Annotated in this window: 17 protein-coding genes and 1 pseudogene; 6 read left to right on the top strand and 12 right to left on the bottom strand. The window is 68.8% G+C overall.

Translation table 11 applies throughout. The features are described from left to right. Nucleotides 1–39 precede the first annotated feature (39 nt). The gene (locus ACTHNC_RS05645) at nucleotides 40–699 is read right to left on the bottom strand and encodes a helix-turn-helix transcriptional regulator (RefSeq protein ID WP_440293621.1); all 660 of its coding nucleotides are present in this window, start codon (nucleotides 697–699) and stop codon (nucleotides 40–42) included. Between the two features lie 143 nt (nucleotides 700–842). Between ACTHNC_RS05645 and folE the strand changes: the two genes are divergently transcribed. Then, a complete protein-coding gene (gene folE, locus ACTHNC_RS05640; protein ID WP_440293620.1) occupies nucleotides 843–1,520 on the top strand; it encodes a GTP cyclohydrolase I in 678 nt (225 codons plus the stop codon). A gap of 46 nt (nucleotides 1,521–1,566) precedes the next feature. Further along, nucleotides 1,567–2,796: an NAD(P)/FAD-dependent oxidoreductase gene (locus ACTHNC_RS05635; protein ID WP_440293619.1), complete on the top strand. Its 1,230-nt coding sequence runs from the start codon at nucleotides 1,567–1,569 to the stop codon at nucleotides 2,794–2,796. A 14-nt stretch (nucleotides 2,797–2,810) separates the two neighbouring features. Here the strand turns inward: ACTHNC_RS05635 and ACTHNC_RS05630 are convergent, their stop codons facing one another. Beyond that, complete coding sequence (locus ACTHNC_RS05630; RefSeq protein ID WP_440293618.1) at nucleotides 2,811–3,926, bottom strand: M24 family metallopeptidase; 1,116 nt, start codon at nucleotides 3,924–3,926, stop codon at nucleotides 2,811–2,813. Between the two features lie 58 nt (nucleotides 3,927–3,984). Then, complete coding sequence (locus ACTHNC_RS05625; RefSeq protein WP_440293617.1) at nucleotides 3,985–4,875, bottom strand: EamA family transporter; 891 nt, start codon at nucleotides 4,873–4,875, stop codon at nucleotides 3,985–3,987. Nucleotides 4,876–5,082: 207 nt separating this feature from the next. Between ACTHNC_RS05625 and ACTHNC_RS05620 the strand changes: the two genes are divergently transcribed. Then, complete coding sequence (locus ACTHNC_RS05620) at nucleotides 5,083–6,408, top strand: glycosyltransferase 87 family protein (RefSeq protein WP_440293616.1); 1,326 nt, start codon at nucleotides 5,083–5,085, stop codon at nucleotides 6,406–6,408. A 28-nt stretch (nucleotides 6,409–6,436) separates the two neighbouring features. On the opposite strand, the gene ACTHNC_RS05615 is transcribed toward ACTHNC_RS05620, so the two are convergent. After that, entirely contained in the window at nucleotides 6,437–7,510 is a 1,074-nt protein-coding gene (locus tag ACTHNC_RS05615) for an NAD(P)H-dependent flavin oxidoreductase (protein WP_440293615.1), read from the bottom strand. Nucleotides 7,511–7,679: 169 nt separating this feature from the next. Here ACTHNC_RS05615 and ACTHNC_RS05610 point away from each other — a divergent pair, with 169 nt between their 5' ends. Then, the gene (locus ACTHNC_RS05610) at nucleotides 7,680–8,105 is read left to right on the top strand and encodes a hypothetical protein (protein WP_440293614.1); all 426 of its coding nucleotides are present in this window, start codon (nucleotides 7,680–7,682) and stop codon (nucleotides 8,103–8,105) included. Between the two features lie 7 nt (nucleotides 8,106–8,112). Here ACTHNC_RS05610 and ACTHNC_RS05605 read toward each other — a convergent pair whose 3' ends face one another. The 5 genes and pseudogenes from ACTHNC_RS05605 to ACTHNC_RS05585 form a co-directional block, all read right to left on the bottom strand. Then, complete coding sequence (locus ACTHNC_RS05605; protein WP_440293613.1) at nucleotides 8,113–8,871, bottom strand: helix-turn-helix transcriptional regulator; 759 nt, start codon at nucleotides 8,869–8,871, stop codon at nucleotides 8,113–8,115. Continuing rightward, complete coding sequence (locus tag ACTHNC_RS05600; protein WP_440293612.1) at nucleotides 8,868–9,353, bottom strand: group III truncated hemoglobin; 486 nt, start codon at nucleotides 9,351–9,353, stop codon at nucleotides 8,868–8,870. Before ACTHNC_RS05600 ends, ACTHNC_RS05605 begins: the two co-directional genes overlap by 4 nt. A 39-nt stretch (nucleotides 9,354–9,392) precedes the next feature. Then, nucleotides 9,393–10,088, bottom strand: a pseudogene (locus ACTHNC_RS05595) (fumarylacetoacetate hydrolase family protein); the annotation flags it as partial. Between the two features lie 45 nt (nucleotides 10,089–10,133). Further along, the gene (locus ACTHNC_RS05590) at nucleotides 10,134–10,958 is read right to left on the bottom strand and encodes an HpcH/HpaI aldolase family protein (RefSeq protein ID WP_440293611.1); all 825 of its coding nucleotides are present in this window, start codon (nucleotides 10,956–10,958) and stop codon (nucleotides 10,134–10,136) included. Beyond that, nucleotides 10,943–11,737: a 2-keto-4-pentenoate hydratase gene (locus tag ACTHNC_RS05585; RefSeq protein WP_440293610.1), complete on the bottom strand. Its 795-nt coding sequence runs from the start codon at nucleotides 11,735–11,737 to the stop codon at nucleotides 10,943–10,945. Before ACTHNC_RS05585 ends, ACTHNC_RS05590 begins: the two co-directional genes overlap by 16 nt. 359 nt (nucleotides 11,738–12,096) lie before the next feature. Here ACTHNC_RS05585 and ACTHNC_RS05580 point away from each other — a divergent pair, with 359 nt between their 5' ends. Together ACTHNC_RS05580 and ACTHNC_RS05575 are read left to right on the top strand one after the other, a co-directional pair. Next, nucleotides 12,097–12,867, top strand: a complete 771-nt coding sequence (locus ACTHNC_RS05580) for a GntR family transcriptional regulator (RefSeq protein ID WP_440293609.1) — start codon at nucleotides 12,097–12,099, stop codon at nucleotides 12,865–12,867. A 69-nt stretch (nucleotides 12,868–12,936) separates the two neighbouring features. Then, nucleotides 12,937–13,875 carry a nuclease-related domain-containing protein gene (locus ACTHNC_RS05575; protein WP_440293608.1) on the top strand — a complete coding sequence of 313 codons (939 nt, stop codon included), beginning with the start codon at nucleotides 12,937–12,939 and terminating at the stop codon, nucleotides 13,873–13,875. A gap of 69 nt (nucleotides 13,876–13,944) precedes the next feature. On the opposite strand, the gene ACTHNC_RS05570 is transcribed toward ACTHNC_RS05575, so the two are convergent. The 3 genes from ACTHNC_RS05570 to ACTHNC_RS05560 are packed head-to-tail and all read right to left on the bottom strand — an operon-like array spanning nucleotide 13,945 to nucleotide 15,785. Beyond that, the gene (locus ACTHNC_RS05570; protein WP_440293607.1) at nucleotides 13,945–14,511 is read right to left on the bottom strand and encodes a zeta toxin family protein; all 567 of its coding nucleotides are present in this window, start codon (nucleotides 14,509–14,511) and stop codon (nucleotides 13,945–13,947) included. 3 nt (nucleotides 14,512–14,514) lie between these two features. Continuing rightward, the gene (locus tag ACTHNC_RS05565) at nucleotides 14,515–14,871 is read right to left on the bottom strand and encodes a TA system antitoxin ParD family protein (protein ID WP_440293606.1); all 357 of its coding nucleotides are present in this window, start codon (nucleotides 14,869–14,871) and stop codon (nucleotides 14,515–14,517) included. A 20-nt stretch (nucleotides 14,872–14,891) separates the two neighbouring features. After that, the gene (locus tag ACTHNC_RS05560) at nucleotides 14,892–15,785 is read right to left on the bottom strand and encodes a sugar phosphate isomerase/epimerase family protein (RefSeq protein ID WP_440293605.1); all 894 of its coding nucleotides are present in this window, start codon (nucleotides 15,783–15,785) and stop codon (nucleotides 14,892–14,894) included. Nucleotide 15,786: the final 1 nt, after the last annotated feature.

Raw genomic sequence — 15,786 nt, 5'->3', positions numbered from 1 at the left:
GCCCCCCCCCCCCCCCCCCCCCCCCCCCCCCCCCACGACTCACTGCTCGGGGTGGATGACGACGCAGCAGCGCCCCGGGCACGGCGCCAGCTCTGCCCGTTCCGAGTCGGCTCCCGCCCCGGTGAGGATGCCACGGATCAGCGCGTGATTCATGCCGCAGACGAGCTCGGTCTGACGCTGAGCGACCTGATGGAACGGGCAGTTGCGCAGCACGATGTCTCCATCGTCGTCGATGGCGGGTTCGTAGCCGCTCTGGCGCAGGCATCCGATCAGCTCTCCCCCGCGGCGTCCAGCCTCGACCCCCTCCTCGCCCGCTGCGCGGTTCAGCGCGGTACCGACGACGCCCGTCTCGTCGGCCTCGGCGGCGGTCGCGAGCAGCCTGGCCAGGAGCCCGAAGTCGCGCGGCGGAACCGTCACGGAGACCTCGCTCGCGGACCGCGCGTACCGCTTCGCCGGCCTGCCTGCGCCTGGCCCGGTGCGGTCGTTCTGCCTGGCGTAGCTCACCTCGAGCAGCCCGACCTCGGCGAGCCGATCGAGATGGTAGGCGGCGAGCGTTCGGCTGATGCCCGCCGACTCGGCCGCCGCGTCTCTGCCGACCGGTGCATCCCGACTCGCCACGAACTCGTAGAGCCGCTGCCGTACCGGATCGGCGAGCGCGCTGAGCCTCGTCAGCGACTCCGGGGACTGCTGCGTTTCCACACCTTCATTCTATTGATAATCATCCTTGACAAAAGGTCTTCACTGGACGAATCTAAAACCAGCGGATGTTGGTAGTAGAGCCGGAGCCTTCGCAATCCCCGGCGTCACGAGGAGCACACCATGAGCCAAGCGGCGGCACGGCGATGAGCAGCGCGGCCATGCGACGGATGCCTGAGCCGGCGAACGACGACAGCGACGCCTCCGCGCGGTACGGCGGCGTGCGACCGTCCAAGCTCGCCCCGTTGCGGGTCGTGACCACCACGGACGAGCCGGATCTCGAGCGAGCTGAGCTGGCGGCGAAGGAGTTTCTGCTGGCGCTCGGCGTCTCGCTCGAGTCCGAGCACTTGCGTGCGACGCCCGGCCGCATGGCGAGGGCGTGGGCCGAGATGTTCACGCCCCGCCCGTTCGATCTCACGACGTTCCCGAACGAGGAGGGCTACGACGAGCTCGTTCTCGTCCGCGACGTGCCCGTGCGCTCGATCTGCGAGCACCACCTGTTGCCCTTCACGGGCCGCGCGTGCGTCGCATACCTGCCCGGCGAGCGCATCGTCGGTCTCTCCAAGCTCGCTCGCGTGGTCGAGCACTTCGCGTGCCGTCCGCAGACCCAGGAGCGGCTCACGAAGCAGGTCGCGGACTGGCTCGACGAGCACCTGCATCCGCAGGCGGTCGGGGTGGTCGTCTCGGCGGAGCACACGTGCATGACGTTGCGCGGCGCTCTCGCCACCGGCACGAGCACAGTGACCTCCGCGCTGCTCGGCCGACTCCGCGACGATCAGCGCTCGAGGCAGGAGTTCCTCTCGCTCTGCGGCATCGCCGCCTGAAATACCACCCGCCACACGCCGCACCAGCTGCCGAAGGAGACAGACCATGAGCACACCCGAGCACGTCATCATCGCAGGCGGCGGCCTCGCCGGAGCGAAGACCGCCGAGGCCCTCCGCGAGCACGGGTATCGCGGCGAGCTGACGCTCGTCGCCGGAGAGAACCACCTCCCCTACGAGCGCCCACCGATGTCGAAGGACTACCTGGCCGGCAGGTCGACGCTCGAGGATGCCACGGTGCATCCCGCCGACTGGTACGCGGCCAACGACGTGACACTGCTCACCGGTACCCGCGTCACGGATGTCGACGCGGCCGCCCACGAGGTGCGTCTCGACGACGGCCGTTCGCTCGGGTACGACAAGCTGGTGCTCGCCACGGGATCCGTTCCGCGTCGGCTTCCCCTGCCGGGCGCGGACGCGGCGGGCGTGCACATGCTGCGCACGGTCGACGACTCCGACGCGATCAAGGCCGTGTTCGGGCCCGGCCGCAAGCTGGTCATCATCGGCGGCGGCTGGATCGGGCTCGAGGTGGCGGCGGCTGCTCGGACCGCCGGCACCGAGGTCACCGTCGTGGAGGCGCTGGACCTCCCCCTTCTGGGCGTGCTCGGCCCCGAGGCCGCCACGGTGTTCGCCGACCTGCACCGCGCGAACGGCGTCGACCTCCGCCTCGGCGCACGCCTCACCGCCGTGACGACCGACGCGGGCGCGGCGACCGGCGTGGAGCTCGAGGGCGGCGAGACGATCCCGGCCGATGCCGTCGTGATCGGGGTGGGCGTCGCGCCCGACCTGGCGCTCGCGGAGTCGGCAGGACTCGACATCGACAACGGCGTGCTCGTCGACGCCTCGCTGCGCACCAGCGACCCCGACATCTACGCGGTCGGCGACATCGCCAACCACGAGCATCCGGTGCTCGGCCGTCGCGTGCGCGTCGAGCACTGGGCCAACGCTCTGAACCAGCCGGCCGCCGCCGCGGCGTCACTGCTCGGCGAGGACACCGCGTACACCGAGCTGCCCTACTTCTTCAGCGACCAGTACGACCTCGGCATGGAGTACATCGGGCACGCGCCGAGGGGTGTTTACGACCGGGTGCTCACGCGCGGCGACCTGGAGGGACGCGAGTTCGTGGCCTTCTGGGTCGACCCGGATGATCGCATCCTCGCCGCGATGAACGTGAACGTGTGGGACGTGGTCGATCAGATCAAGCCGCTCATCATCGAGGGACGACGCGTGGATCCGGCCAGGCTCGTGGACCCGACGGTACCGTTCGGCGAGCTCTGACGGCTTTCGCCGGGTCACACCTGCGTCAGCGAGTGCGGCCGCCGGTTGAGCGGCTCGGCGCCGTCGTCGGTCACGACCACGATGTCCTCGATGCGGGCACCCCACTCGCCCGGGAAGTACACGCCCGGCTCGATGCTGAATGCCATGCCGGGTTCCAGAACGGTGGCGTTCCCGGCGACGATGTATGGCTCCTCGTGCACCGAGAGCCCGATGCCGTGCCCGGTGCGGTGGATGAAGCGGTCGGCGAGGCCGGCATCCCGCAGCACGCGACGGGCCGCAGCATCCACGCTCTCGGCCGTGACGCCGGGTCGAACCGTATCGACGGCAGCCTGCTGCGCGCGCTCGAGGGCGGCATAGGCATCCCGGATGCCCGCACTCACCTCGCCGGTCGCGTACGTTCGCGTGCTGTCGGAGTTGTAACCGAGATCGGTCGGCCCGCCGATGTCGACGACGACCGTCTCGCCCGCACCGATCACTCGGTCGGACACTTCGTGGTGCGGATCGGCACCGTTCGGACCGGACCCCACGATCACGAAGTCCGCCTCGGCGTGTCCCTCCTCCACGATCGCCGCCGCGATGTCGGCCGCGACCTCTCGCTCCGTGCGTCCAGTGCGCAACCACTCGCCGACCCGCGCGTGCACCCTGTCGATCGCGGCGCCCGCCTCGCGCAGCGCGTCGATCTCCGCCTCGTCTTTGACCATGCGGAGGCGGCGCAGCACAGGGGTGGCGAGCTCCGGCGCGGCATCCGCCGTCGAGGCCAGCGGAATCGAGTGCAGCGCGGGGGTCGCCTCTGAGAGGCCGAACCGGCGCACGACGCCGAGGCTCCTCAGGGCGAGCGCGTACGGGTCGTCGCCGTCGACCCAGTCCCGCACCTCGACGTCGAGCTCGCCGAGCGCCGACGCGCGCAGGGCGGCGAGTTCCATGCGTGGCGCGACGACGAACGGCGCACCGGATGCCGGCAGCACGAGCGCCGTGAGCCGCTCGAACGTGCTCGCGCGCGATCCGATCAGGTACTGCAGATCCGGCCCTGGCGTCACGATCACGGCGTCGAGCCCGGCGTCGGCGACGAGCGCTGCCGCGCGATCCAGTCGGGAGGCGTAGACAGAAACGGCGAAGCGTGCCTGTGTCATGTCTCGAGAGTACGAGGTCGCTCCGCTCACACGTCAGCCGGCCGTTCGCGCGAGCCGGTCAGGACAGGGCGACGGCCGCGACGGATGCCGCCGACAGCACGAGTCCGGCCGCCTGCACCCGGCTCCACCGTTCGCCGAGCACGAAGCGTGCCAGCAGCACCGTGACCGCCGGGTACATCGACGTCAGCACCGCGACGATCACGAGCTCGCCGAGCCCGGTGGCCGACAGGTAGCTGAACGCGGCGAGGCCGCCGAGCACGCCGGCGATCGCGGGCAGGCGCAGGGCGGGAAGCACGGTGCTGGCGGGCATCCTGTCGCGGCGCATCCCGATCAGGACGATGGGCACGATGGCCAGGCACGCCAGCAGCTGCCCGCTGGCGACCGGCCACACGCCGGAGGACGTGCCGGAGCGCTCGAGCGCGATGAAGAGCAGCGCGAAGGATGCCCCGGCCAGCGCGCCATAGCCGGCTCCGCTCGTGCGCCGCCGTTCGTCGCCGGACGGGCTCGGCCGGCCGTCATCGGTGCGGCGCCGGAACGGGAGTCCGCCGGTCCACGACACGAGGGCGACCGCGACGACCGCCGCCAGCACACCCGCCAGCCCGAGAACGGTGAGACGGTTGCCGATCGCCACACCCACCACGGCGGGGATCACCACGGTGAGCACGCCCGAGACCGTGGCGACGATGCTCATCGACCCGACCGCGAAACCCTGGTACAGGGCGAGCGTTCCGACGGCGCTGCCGACCCCGCTGAGCGCGCCCCAGAGCAGCGCGGATGGTGTTGGCCCCGCACCGTGCACGAACGCGAGCACGACGAGCGCGAGCAGGAACTCCGTCACGAGCGTGACGGCCGTGACGAGCATGACCGGGGTGCGACGGCTGGCGATGCCGGCGACGAAGTCGGAGGCACCGTACGCGAGCGCGGCGATCAGGCCGAGTACAGCGCCCATGGCATCCAAGAGTGGCACACGCGGGAGGCAGCGCGCTCGCTGCATCCCGCGTGAAGACCCTCACAGAACGTCGAGCGGCTGACTCTCCAGTATTCGCGCGGGAAGCACGGCCGTGCACCGGCTCTCGAACACCGGGCCGGCGTGATCACGCGGTGTCCGAACGCGCAACGGGAGTTCGCTGGAACCGCCGTTGCGTAGCATCCGAGTGTGCAGCTCCCCAGGGACACCGCGTCGAACGACGCCGCGTCGACCCAGGCTCGCCCGCGTGCGTGGCTGGCGCGGCCACGTGCATCCCGCCTCTGGCTGTGGCTCGCGTTCGGGTTCGTGCACGTCGTCATCGTCGCACTCGTGCTGTCGCTCGACCAGCACAAGTACCTCGGCGACGTGCACACGATGTACCTTCCGTGGGCCCACCATGTGTTCGCGGGGCACGGCATCGTCGGCATCGACTCGCGCTGGGTGTATCCGATCGCCGCACTCGTGCCGGTGCTGGCGCCCATGTTGTTCGGCGCGCAAGCGTACGGCTTCGCCTGGATGGTCATGGTCACCGGACTGGACGCCGCCGCTATCGCCATCCTGACCCATCGTGCGAGCCGTCGGCACTGGACGGCCGCGTGGTGGTGGCTCGCGTTCATCTTCCTGCTCGGACCCATCGCGCTCACGCGCATCGACACGGTGTCGGTGCCGATCGCGATCGTCGGTCTGCTCTGGCTGAGCACGAGGCCGCGTGTGGCGGTCGTGCTGCTCACCGTCGCGACGTGGATCAAGGTGTGGCCCGTCGCCCTGCTTGCGTCGCTGCTCCTGGATGCCCGCCATCGCCTTCGCACCATCGTCGTCGCCATGGTGACATCCGTCGCCATCGTCGCCGTGCCCCTGGCGCTCGGCGCAGGAACGCGTCTCTTCAGCTTCATCGGCACGCAGGATGCCCGCGGCCTGCAGATCGAGTCGCCCGTGGCATCCGGATGGTTGTGGGCTGCCGCGCTGCACCTGCCTCCGTCCCACGTGTTCTACAGTCGCGCGCTCAACACGTTCGAGGTGTCGGGACCGGGCAGCCAGATCGCCGTGCATCTCATGACTCCGCTGCTGCTCGTCGCCCTGGTGGCGGTGATGGCGCTCGGGCTCTTCGCGGCGATGCGTCACGACGCGAAGGCGCTTCCGTCGCTCATGCTTGCGCTGGTGCTCGCGCTCATGCTGTTCGACAAGGTGCTCTCGCCGCAGTACATCACCTGGCTCGCCGCGCCCATCGTCTACGGCCTGGTGCAGCAACCGCACCGATTCCGATTCCCGGCGCTCGTCGGCCTCGTCGTCGCCGCACTGACCCAGGCCTTCTATCCGTGGATCTACGACCTCGTCATCGATGCGAATCCGGGCGCGATCGCCCTGCTCGTCGCCCGCAACATCGCCCTCGGCGTGCTCTTCGTGTGGACGCTCGTGCGCCTCTGCCGTGTCCCGGCCTCACGCCAACATGACGATCGCCCGAAAACAGGCCCATCGGTCATGCTCTCGGCGGGAAAGCGGTCTATGTCCTGTTGACTGACGGGCCTGGCGTCGCGGCCGCCGCCTACGATGGCAGTCCCGCAGCGAGCTCCTCGAAGACCGCGTCGGCGGTCTGCAGCGTGGCGAGGCGGCTGGCCTGGCCGAGCCACAGCGACTGCAGCTCGCCCTTGCCCTGCGCACCGGCCGCCGCACGGAAGCGCCCGGTAAGCCAGTTCTGCGCGGGGAACGGTGCGATCGCATCCGCCTGCTCGATCGTGCGCACCGCGAGGTTCGAGGCTCCGCGGGAGAGCCGGCCGCTCATCGCCCTGGTGAGCACGCTGCCGTGCGCGGGCGTGGCCTCGATCGCGGCCCTGTGCGCGTCGTTCGCCGCCGACTCCTTCGTGTGCAGGAACGCGGTACCGATCTGCACGCCGTCTGCTTCGAGCGCGAACGCGGCACGCACGCCACGCCGGTCGGCGATGCCTCCTGCGGCGATCACCGGAACATCCACGGCGTCGCGCACCTGAGGAACCAGTGCGAACAGTCCGACCAGCGACCGCTCGGCCGGCTCCAGGAACGCCACCTTGTGCCCCGCCGCCTCGGCACCGGTGGCGACGATCGCGTCGACGCCGCCTTGCTCGAGCGCCACCGCTTCGTCCACGGTCGTCGCGGAGCCGATGACGACGATGCCGCGCTCGTGCGCCGCCTCCAGGATGTCTCGCCCCGGCACCCCGAACACGAAGCTGAGCGCGGCCGGGCGGGCATCCAGCGCCGCCTGCAGCTGCTCCTCGAAGGGCGGGAGGAAGCGGGCAGGAGCATCCGGAACCTCCATGCCCACCTCGGCGAACAGCGGCCGCACCGCCTCGACCGCTCGGGCGTATTCGTCGGGTTCCGGGTCGCGCTCGGTGCCCGTCGGCAGCCACAGATTGAACGAGAACGGGCGCGACGTCGCGGCGCGCAACTCCTCGGCGGTACGGAGGATGCGGTCGGCATCGTATCCGTAGAGCCCGCAGGATCCGAGCCCGCCGAGCTCGCTCACTCGCGCGGTCAGCTCCACCGACGAGAGGCCGCCGAACGGCGCCAGCACGATCGGCACCTCGACGCCCAGGAGACGGGTCAGCGCGTTCGAGGACAACGAGTGGTGGTTCTGCGAGTTCATGAGCGGGCTCCTCCGTCGTGTGTCGGAATGAACGTTCCGCAGTGATCGTACGACCGGGTGCGAACGTGCGCCATCTGGTAAAAAGGATAATGTTCCGCTTTACCCTGGAATGCGTGCGGCCGGTTCGCCGGTCGCACGCTTCGGTGTCCAATCGATAGGCAGGAAGCAAGTGAATCCCGCACTCGCCACGCAGGTCGCCGTGACGTTCACCTGGCTCGGCCTCGTGCTCGGCATCTCGTTCCTGGAGGCGCCGCTCAAGTTCCGTGCGCCCGGGTTGACGATCGAGGTGGGCGTCGGCATCGGACGGCTCGTGTTCCGCGCATTGAACACGATCGAGGGTGTTGCAGCGGTAGTGCTTCTCATCGCCGTGCTCGTGCAGGGCATCCCGCTCTCGCTCGTACTAACGATCGCCGTGATCGTGGTGCTCGGCCTCGGTGCGCTCGTGCTGCGGCCGCTCATGGACCGCCGCGTGACGACGGGACGCACTGCGGAACGGATGCCGCGCCACAGTATGCACTTCGCGTACATCGCGCTCGAGGTCGTGAAGGTCGCCCTGCTCATCGCCATCGGGGTGGTCGGCCTGGCGACAGCGTGACCCGCGCTCAGGCCGAGCGACCGAGGCGCACCACGCACAGGTCCGGCTGAACGAACGGCAGCAGGGTCGCTGTTCGCGGCACGGATGCCGGGACTTGGGTGGTGTCGTCGGCAGCGGAAGCGAGCATCCGCGCTCCGTTCGCTGGGGTGGATGCGAGCATCCGCTCCACGAGCCCCTGGTGCACCGCACACACCACATCGGGCCGCTCGCGAGCGGCAGCCCGGAACGGGCACTCGTGCATGAGGATCTCGTCGCCCACCGCCTCCGGCGCGAACCCGAGGGAGTCGAGCACGTCGACGAGGTCGTGAACGGGGTCAGCGCCGCCCGCTTCGGCGCTCGCCGCCGGACCGCTGTCCGCGTGCTCACGCTGCTCCATCACGTCGGCCCATCGCTCGCCGGCGGCCAATGCCGCCGCACGGCCCCGCCGTCGCGGAGGCCCGCCGGCCGGCACCGGGTCGCCCAGCGCGTTCGCGAGCACCTCGATGAGCTGCTCGCGGGCATCCGCCGCACGAAGCGACGCGCTCAGCGCGTACACCACCCGGGGCCTGCCCGGCCGGTTCTCCCTTGCGGTGCGACGCTGCACGAGTCCCGCCGCCTCGAGCTGGTCGAGATGGAACCGCGCGGTCGTGATGTGCACGCCCAGCTCGTCGGCGACCGCCTTCGCGTCCAGCGGATGCCTCGACCCGACCAGCACGTCCAGCACGCGTCGCCGCGCCGCCGGCTCCGTCGAACCCGCAAGGTGCTCTGCCACGCGGTCGCCGCTCACGGCTCCGCCACCGCCTCGTCCTGACGCACACGATGACCGTACTCGAACGTGTCGGGGACATCGCGGTGCGCGAGGCTCTCGAACTGACTTCCCGAGCGGCCCTCGAGCCGGCGATGGATCGACCCGGCGATGCGCGTGGCCTGCAGCTTCGCCCGCTCGGCCACCGGGCCGGCGAAGAGATCGTCGACGGTCGAGGTCCAGAGGAGGAGCCAGCGCTCGAAGTGCTCCTCATGCAGCGGATGCTTCGCGTTCAGCACGTAGTGCAGCTGCAGCGCGTTGCGCCGATACAGGCCCGCGTTGAAGAGCACGGTCTGCCAGAAGTCGCACATGATCGGCAGGTGGTGGTCGAGATCCATGTGCGCCACGTCGGTGAAGATGTGGCCGATCAGCTCGTCCTCGAACGCGCGGCTGTAGAACGTGCGCACGAGCCTCGCGACGTCGTCGCGATCCGCCAGGTCGCGCAATTCGGGTGCCGCCGTCATGCGTTCCAGGCTACGCCATTGAACGGATGCTCGTGCTTTTTATTCTCCAGCGCCGGTCTCGCGTTCGTAACGCTCCCGCCAGGCGGCGTTCATCGGGAACAACCCGTCGATGCTCTCGCCCTCGGCGACTCGATCGGCGATCCAGGCATCCCGTCGTTCCTGCTCGGCCGCCTGCGCCACAACCTCGTCGGCGAGCTGCCGTGGGATCACGATGACGCCGTCGCCGTCGCCCACGATCACATCGCCAGGGCACACCGCGGCCCCGCCGCAGGTGACGACTACGTCGGACTCCCACGGCACGTGCCTGCGCCCGAGCACGGAGGGATGCGCGCCCTGCGCGAAGGTGGGGATGTCGAAGGATGCCACCTGCTCGGCATCCCGCACTCCCCCGTCGGTGACGATGCCCGAGGCACCCCGCGTCTGCGCCCGCAGCGCCAGCACGTCGCCGACCGTGCCGGTGCCCCGCTCGCCGCGCGCCTCGATCACGATGACCTCTCCCGGGTTCACCGAGTCGAACACGCGCTTCTGGGCGTTGAACCCGCCGCCGTGCTCGGCGAACAGGTCGGGACGGAACGCCACAAATCGGAGCGTGCGGGCGACCCCCACCATCCGCGCTCCTGGTCGCATCGGCAGCGCACCCTCGATGAAGATGTCCGTGTAGCCGCGACTGCGGAGAGCGGCGCTCAGCGTCGCGGTCGCCACTCCCTCTAGCGACGCGAGCAGTTCGGCGGAAAGCGGCTCGACGGTGGTCGTGTTCTCGGTGCTCATGAAAGTCCTCGCTCAGTAACTGGATCGCGGTGCCGTGCCGCCGGCATCCGGTTCGCTCGGCGCGCAGAACCGGTCGGCCAGTGCCTCGGATGCCCGCGCCAGCAGCGCGACATCGGCTGCGACGAAGACGAAACGGGCACCGGCATCCAGGTAGTGCTGCGCCATGTCGAGGTCGAACGCGTTCACCCCGACCGGTCGTCCGGCCGTGCGACCCACCTCGATGACATGCTCGACCGCTGCCACGACGTCGGCGTGGGTCTGCTGCCCGAGAAGGCCCATGGATGCAGAGAGGTCGCTCGGACCGACGAACAGCGCGTCAACACCGTCGACCCCGGCGATGTCCTCGGCCCTCTCGACCGCGGACGTCGACTCGATCTGCACGGTCAGCGAGACGTGCTCGGCCGCGCGACCGAGGTATCCGTCGACGCGGTTCCACCTGGCACTGCGGGCGAGCGCGCTGCCGACGCCCCGCACGCCGTGTGGCGGATAATGAACGGCACGCACAACTTCGGCCGCCTGCTCAGCGCTGTCGACCATGGGCACGATGAGGTTCTGCGCGCCGAGGTCGAGGTACTGCTTGATCAGCACCGTGTCGCCGAACGGCACGCGCACCATCGACGTCACGGGATAGGCGGCCGTCGCCTGGAGCTGCAGCTGGATACTCTGCAGCGAGTTCGCGGAATGCTCACCATCGATGAGCAGCAGGTCGAGCCCGCTGCCCGCGGCGATCTCCGCGATCAGCGGGCTGGCCGACACGACCCACATGCCCGCCAGTGGACGCGCGGTCTGCGCCAGAACCTGCGGCAGCGTAGGCGGAAGCGTCAATCGAACCGGCATGTCACCTCTCCCATCGATCGATCGCCCGCACGATACTCCGCACGAACCAGGTCGCCGCGCCTCACCCACATCGGTCTCGTGAATGACCCGGCCAACACGAGCTCACCGGCAGCCAAACCCGCTCCGTGCTGCGCGAGCTTCCCGGCGAGCCAGGCGACCCCGAGAGCCGGATGCCCGAGCACGCCGGCCGCGACGCCCGTCTCCTCGATCTCGCCGTTCCGGTCGAGCACCGCGGCCACCCACGGCATGTCGATGTCGCGAGGGGCCACGTGCACGTCGCCGACGACCATGACGCCGAGCGCGGCGTTGTCCGCGATGGTGTCCACGATGGTCCGGCCCTCCAACTCGAGATGCGAGTTGAGGATCTCCAGCGCAGGCACGACGTATTCGGTGGCGTCGAGAACGTCGTCCACGGTGCATCCGTCGCCCGAGAGCGGCTTGCTCAGCGCGAATGCGAGCTCCACCTCGATGCGCACGTTGGAGAACGCGTCGGACTCGACGGTGGATCCGGATGCGTAAACCTGATCGTCGAAGATGACCCCGTAGTCGGGTTCGGTGATGCCGGTGGCCGCCTGCATGGCCTTGGATGTGAGTCCGATCTTGTGCCCCGCGACAATGCGGCCGGCGTCCATTCGTCGCTTGGCCCACAGGCTCTGGATCGCGTACGAGTCCTCGACGGTCATGTCGGGGTTGCGCGCCGTCAGCCGCGGCAGGATGCTCCTGGCCTGGTGCGCCGCGAACAATTCGTCGGCGATCGCCTCGCGTCGGTCGGAATCCATCGCAGCTCCACTTCCTCGCCTGCCGTTCACATCGTATACGATCCGGTGGACGCGCTGCCCGCTCCCCCGGGACGGCGATCGCAGCCAGTTCGCGCGAATAGAGCCACTCCAACTGGCTGTGTTCACCCCAACTGGCTGCGATTCCGCGTCACCCCACGGCAGCGACACCCGTCACAGCGGTCGTCGGCGCGTCGTGCTCCCTGCCGCGACCTCGTGCGTCTCCCCGTCCGGGAAGCGGATACGCCCCCGCTTGCCCCCGTTTCGATGCCGCCACCCGCCGCTATATGACGTAAACTCCTGACAAATGGCGCACTTTGTCACGTCCTCGTGACAGGACGCCCGCGTCAGAGGGAGCGCAAATGCCGGACACGATCGCCGAGCAGACCACCCTGCCGTCCGAACTGTTCATGGACATCGACCGGTCCGGGCCGATCCCGATGTACTTCCAGGTGGCCACGAAGATCGAGCGTGCGATCGCCGACGGCACACTGGCGCCCGGCGCCCGTCTGGAGAACGAGATCGCACTTGGCGAGCGCCTCGGGCTGTCGCGGCCGACCGTCCGTCGCGCCATCCAGGAGCTCGTGGGCAAGGGCCTGCTGGTGCGCAGGCGCGGCATCGGCACCCAGGTCGTGCAGCGGCCCCTCACCCGCAAGGTCGAGCTGACCAGCCTGTACGACGACCTGGAGCGCGGGAGCAAGCATCCAGGCACCACGCTCCTCACCCGCGAGATGATCGAGGCCGACGAGACGATCGCGGAGATGCTGTCGCTGCCGAAGGGATCGCCGGTGCTGCACGTACGGCGGGTGCGGTCATCCGACGGGGTCGCGCTGGCGGTGCTGGAGAACTTTCTGCCGCAGGAATTCGCCGACATCTCCGAGGACGACCTCAAGACGCGCGGCCTTTACCAGCTGATGCGGGCACGCGGCACGCTGATCAGCGTGGCGCACCAGCGCATCGGTGCCCGCGCGGCCAGCCATGAGGAGAGCGAGCTGCTCGACCTCAAGCCGCACGGCCCCGTGCTCACCATGGACCGCACCGCGTACAACAACAACGGCAAGGCCGTCGAGTTCGGCCGGCACTGCTACCGGCCCGACCTCTACGCGTTCGAGATCACGCTCGTCAACAACTGAGGGTTGTACCGGCAGAACGCCGAGCCGGCTAACGCAGTGTTTGTCGGTCGCATGTGCTCGGCTGGACCCATGCCCTACCTGACCGTGCTCTGGACATTGATCCTCGTGTTGGCGTTGGCCGTCAGCACGTTGTTCCTCATTCTGCGTCGTCAGCGACAGCGGTCGCGCGCGCAGCTGGAAGCGCAGGCGAACGCACACCTGGAGGAGGTTGCGGCGGCGGATTCAGCTCACCGATACGCGACCGAAACCCGTGAAGCGGCGCATGCGAGCCGGATTCGTGACCTTGAAATGCGCATCGAGGCGGCACTCGAAGAGGCGGAACAAAGTCGAAGGATGGTCGCAACCGGCTTGAAGTGGGATGAAGGCTCACTGAACATGATCCTGGATGCATGCACCGACCTAAAGCTCGACGGGTGCCTTGTCAGCAACATCGTCTTCGTACCGACAGACGCGCCCAGGTCTCGTCAGTTCGTCGCCCAGGTGGACCACATCCTCATCACCGAGACCGGCGCCTTGGTCATCGAGAACAAGGGATGGCGCGGTGTTGTCTTCGACGGCCGTCGCCCGAGCAGCGTCCATGCGGCATTTGGCTCGCTCTTCGATGAGTCCACCTTGAATGCGCCCTTCGCTATCCAAATGGTGAGGGATGCCCCAGGGATCATTACCGTGCGCGCTCACTTAGAAGGCGAGTCGCCGTGCGCACAGGTGCGACGGCAGGCACAACGGGTTTCGGACCTCGTGAGGTTGAGCACGGGCGCTTCCCCCTGGTTCGAGACCTGCGTGTTGTATTCGCATCCCGACGCGGTCGTATATGCGAAAGGAAAAGACTCAACAGTCGGCGGAGCCGCGACTGCAGTGGTGGCAGGAGCTGGCCCTCTACGAAAAGCACTATCCGAGTTCTCGAGGCGAGGTACAGCTGCGCTGTCGCGCGAGCGCAACGAGGAAGTAATCGCACTTTTCGCGGGCTACGGGGCCGATGTGCGACGTCTCGGCGTCTATGGAAACTGACGTTGCTCGACCCACTGCCACGCTCTGGTTGACCGGTCGAGACACTCGGCTTAGCGGCGAGACCGGCCGTCAGTCGACGAGCACCGCGGGTGCCCAAGCGGGCCATTCGGCTCTGCCGATCGGCAGCCCGTGTTCGTATAGTGCGACGCGGCGGAACGGATGCCTTGCGGAGCTGTTATCGAGGAACTCTGTCCGGTCGGCGGTGGCGCGCGCTCGAACGATGAGGTCCCAGAGCCTGCCATACCGTTCGCGGGTCTTCTGCTCGGGAACCCCGTGACCCCCATTGCGTACCCGTTCGGCGACGCGGCCCACCGCCACGTCGACCGGTACCAGTAGGACATGCAGATGCACGAGGTAGCCGCGGGCACTGGCTCCGTCCACGAGATCCACCTTGCTGGAATGGCTGAACACCGTCTCGGTGATGAATGAAGCATTTGCCGCGACCAGCTGGGAACGCAGGTCAGCTGCTGCTCGCGACGCCTCATACGCGTGATCGGACTCAGCTCCCGGCCATCGCTCGGCCGCAATGAGATCCGCGTTCACGAACGGCAAATTCGTCACCGGACCGAGGATCCGCTCGACGTACGTCGACTTGCCAGCACCGTTGGGACCGGCGACAAGATGGAGAACGGGCACCGATCAGGCGTCCGGGTCGCGAACGATCGCGCGACCGCTCTCGTCCGCCTCCGTCCACGACCGACCTGCCCGCGTGAACTCGGCAGCCAGATCCAGGTGAGCACGCCGGGCCTCCATCTGCTCATCCCAGATCGCTCTTACCACCGCCTGGTTGCGCTCGCCGAGCTCGTCGTATGACGCGTTCCCCGCAAGCACTCGCTGGATGTCGCGAAGGCTCGTTCCTGGAGAAGACTCGAGCTCACGTCCGATCCGAGCCCAGTAGGCAAGCTGTTGCCCCGCGCTCCTATTGGCGACTGCGCCGACGGATTTCGCGGCATCGAAAAGCTCGCCATCCACACGTATCGGCATCGAACTGGCCATACCCGCATTGTAGCAACCTGCTACACGGCGAGCTCCGCGAGCGTGGAGCGCAGGTAGGCGACCGAGGAACGGGCATCCAGAATCGGACCGGCGCCCGGCTCCGGCTCTGCGCGCAGCACGTTGTCCTGCTCGAGCACGAACCAGCCTTCGTATCCCGCATCGCGGAGGCTGGCGAGGATGCTCCGCACGTCGATGTCGCCCTGCCCCAGCGGACGGTATAGCCCTGCGATCACGGCGTCGTAGTAGCTGCGCTCGCCCGACTGCACGGTGTGGGCGACGGCCTCGTCGACATCCTTGAGATGCGCGTGGGCGATGCGGTCGGCGTGCGCCGCAGCGAACGCGACCGGGTCGGTACCACCGATCAGCAGGTGGCCGGTGTCCAGGCACAGCGGGATGCTCGAACCGGCCAGCACCCGGTCGAGGTCGGCGGATGTCTCGACCATGGTGCCGACGTGAGGGTGCAGCACCGCCTCGACTCCGGCATCCTGCGCCGTCTTCCGCAGCCGGTCGAGATTGGCCAGCAGCGTGTCCCAGCCGGTCTCGTCGAGCTCCGGGCGGGAGTCGTACCCTTCGACGCCGGTAGCGGCGGCAAGCACGAGGACGGATGCACCGGATGGCGCGTACGCGGCAAGCTCGGCCTCCACCTCGGGAACGGGGTCGTGCCCCGTGTCGTGCAACACGACCGGGACGAAGCCGCCGGTCGCCGCCAGACCGAAGCCCGCGAGCAGTTCCGCCTTGCGGGCCGGTTCGTCGGGCAGGAATCCGATCGGCCCGAACTCGGTGGCCGAGAACCCGAGCTCGGCCATCTCGGTGAGCACCCGCTGCGGGTTCAGCTGGTATCCCCATCCGGGCACTTCGCAGACGCCCCACGAGATCGGGGCTGCGGCGATCTTGGCCTCGCTGGCACTGGTCATG

Source organism: Humibacter sp., from assembly GCF_051954055.1.
Taxonomy (GTDB): domain Bacteria; phylum Actinomycetota; class Actinomycetes; order Actinomycetales; family Microbacteriaceae; genus Humibacter.
The sequence above is the reverse complement of the archived record's forward strand: the minus strand, read 5'-3'. Positions and strand labels throughout refer to the sequence as shown.

Bases quoted from the DNA above. Each gene is read 5' to 3' on its own strand.
- ACTHNC_RS05565 (WP_440293606.1), bottom strand. From the start codon at position 14,871: ATGGCCAGTTCGATGCCGATACGTGTGGATGGCGAGCTTTTCGATGCC.
- ACTHNC_RS05560 (WP_440293605.1), bottom strand. From the start codon at position 15,785: ATGACCAGTGCCAGCGAGGCCAAGATCGCCGCAGCCCCGATCTCGTGG.
- ACTHNC_RS05635 (WP_440293619.1), top strand. From the start codon at position 1,567: ATGAGCACACCCGAGCACGTCATCATCGCAGGCGGCGGCCTCGCCGGA.
- ACTHNC_RS05580 (WP_440293609.1), top strand. From the start codon at position 12,097: ATGCCGGACACGATCGCCGAGCAGACCACCCTGCCGTCCGAACTGTTC.
- ACTHNC_RS05575 (WP_440293608.1), top strand. From the start codon at position 12,937: ATGCCCTACCTGACCGTGCTCTGGACATTGATCCTCGTGTTGGCGTTG.
- ACTHNC_RS05585 (WP_440293610.1), bottom strand. From the start codon at position 11,737: ATGGATTCCGACCGACGCGAGGCGATCGCCGACGAATTGTTCGCGGCG.
- folE (WP_440293620.1), top strand. From the start codon at position 843: ATGAGCAGCGCGGCCATGCGACGGATGCCTGAGCCGGCGAACGACGAC.
- ACTHNC_RS05600 (WP_440293612.1), bottom strand. From the start codon at position 9,353: ATGACGGCGGCACCCGAATTGCGCGACCTGGCGGATCGCGACGACGTC.
- ACTHNC_RS05615 (WP_440293615.1), bottom strand. From the start codon at position 7,510: ATGAACTCGCAGAACCACCACTCGTTGTCCTCGAACGCGCTGACCCGT.
- ACTHNC_RS05630 (WP_440293618.1), bottom strand. From the start codon at position 3,926: ATGACACAGGCACGCTTCGCCGTTTCTGTCTACGCCTCCCGACTGGAT.
- ACTHNC_RS05625 (WP_440293617.1), bottom strand. From the start codon at position 4,875: ATGGGCGCTGTACTCGGCCTGATCGCCGCGCTCGCGTACGGTGCCTCC.
- ACTHNC_RS05590 (WP_440293611.1), bottom strand. From the start codon at position 10,958: ATGCCGGTTCGATTGACGCTTCCGCCTACGCTGCCGCAGGTTCTGGCG.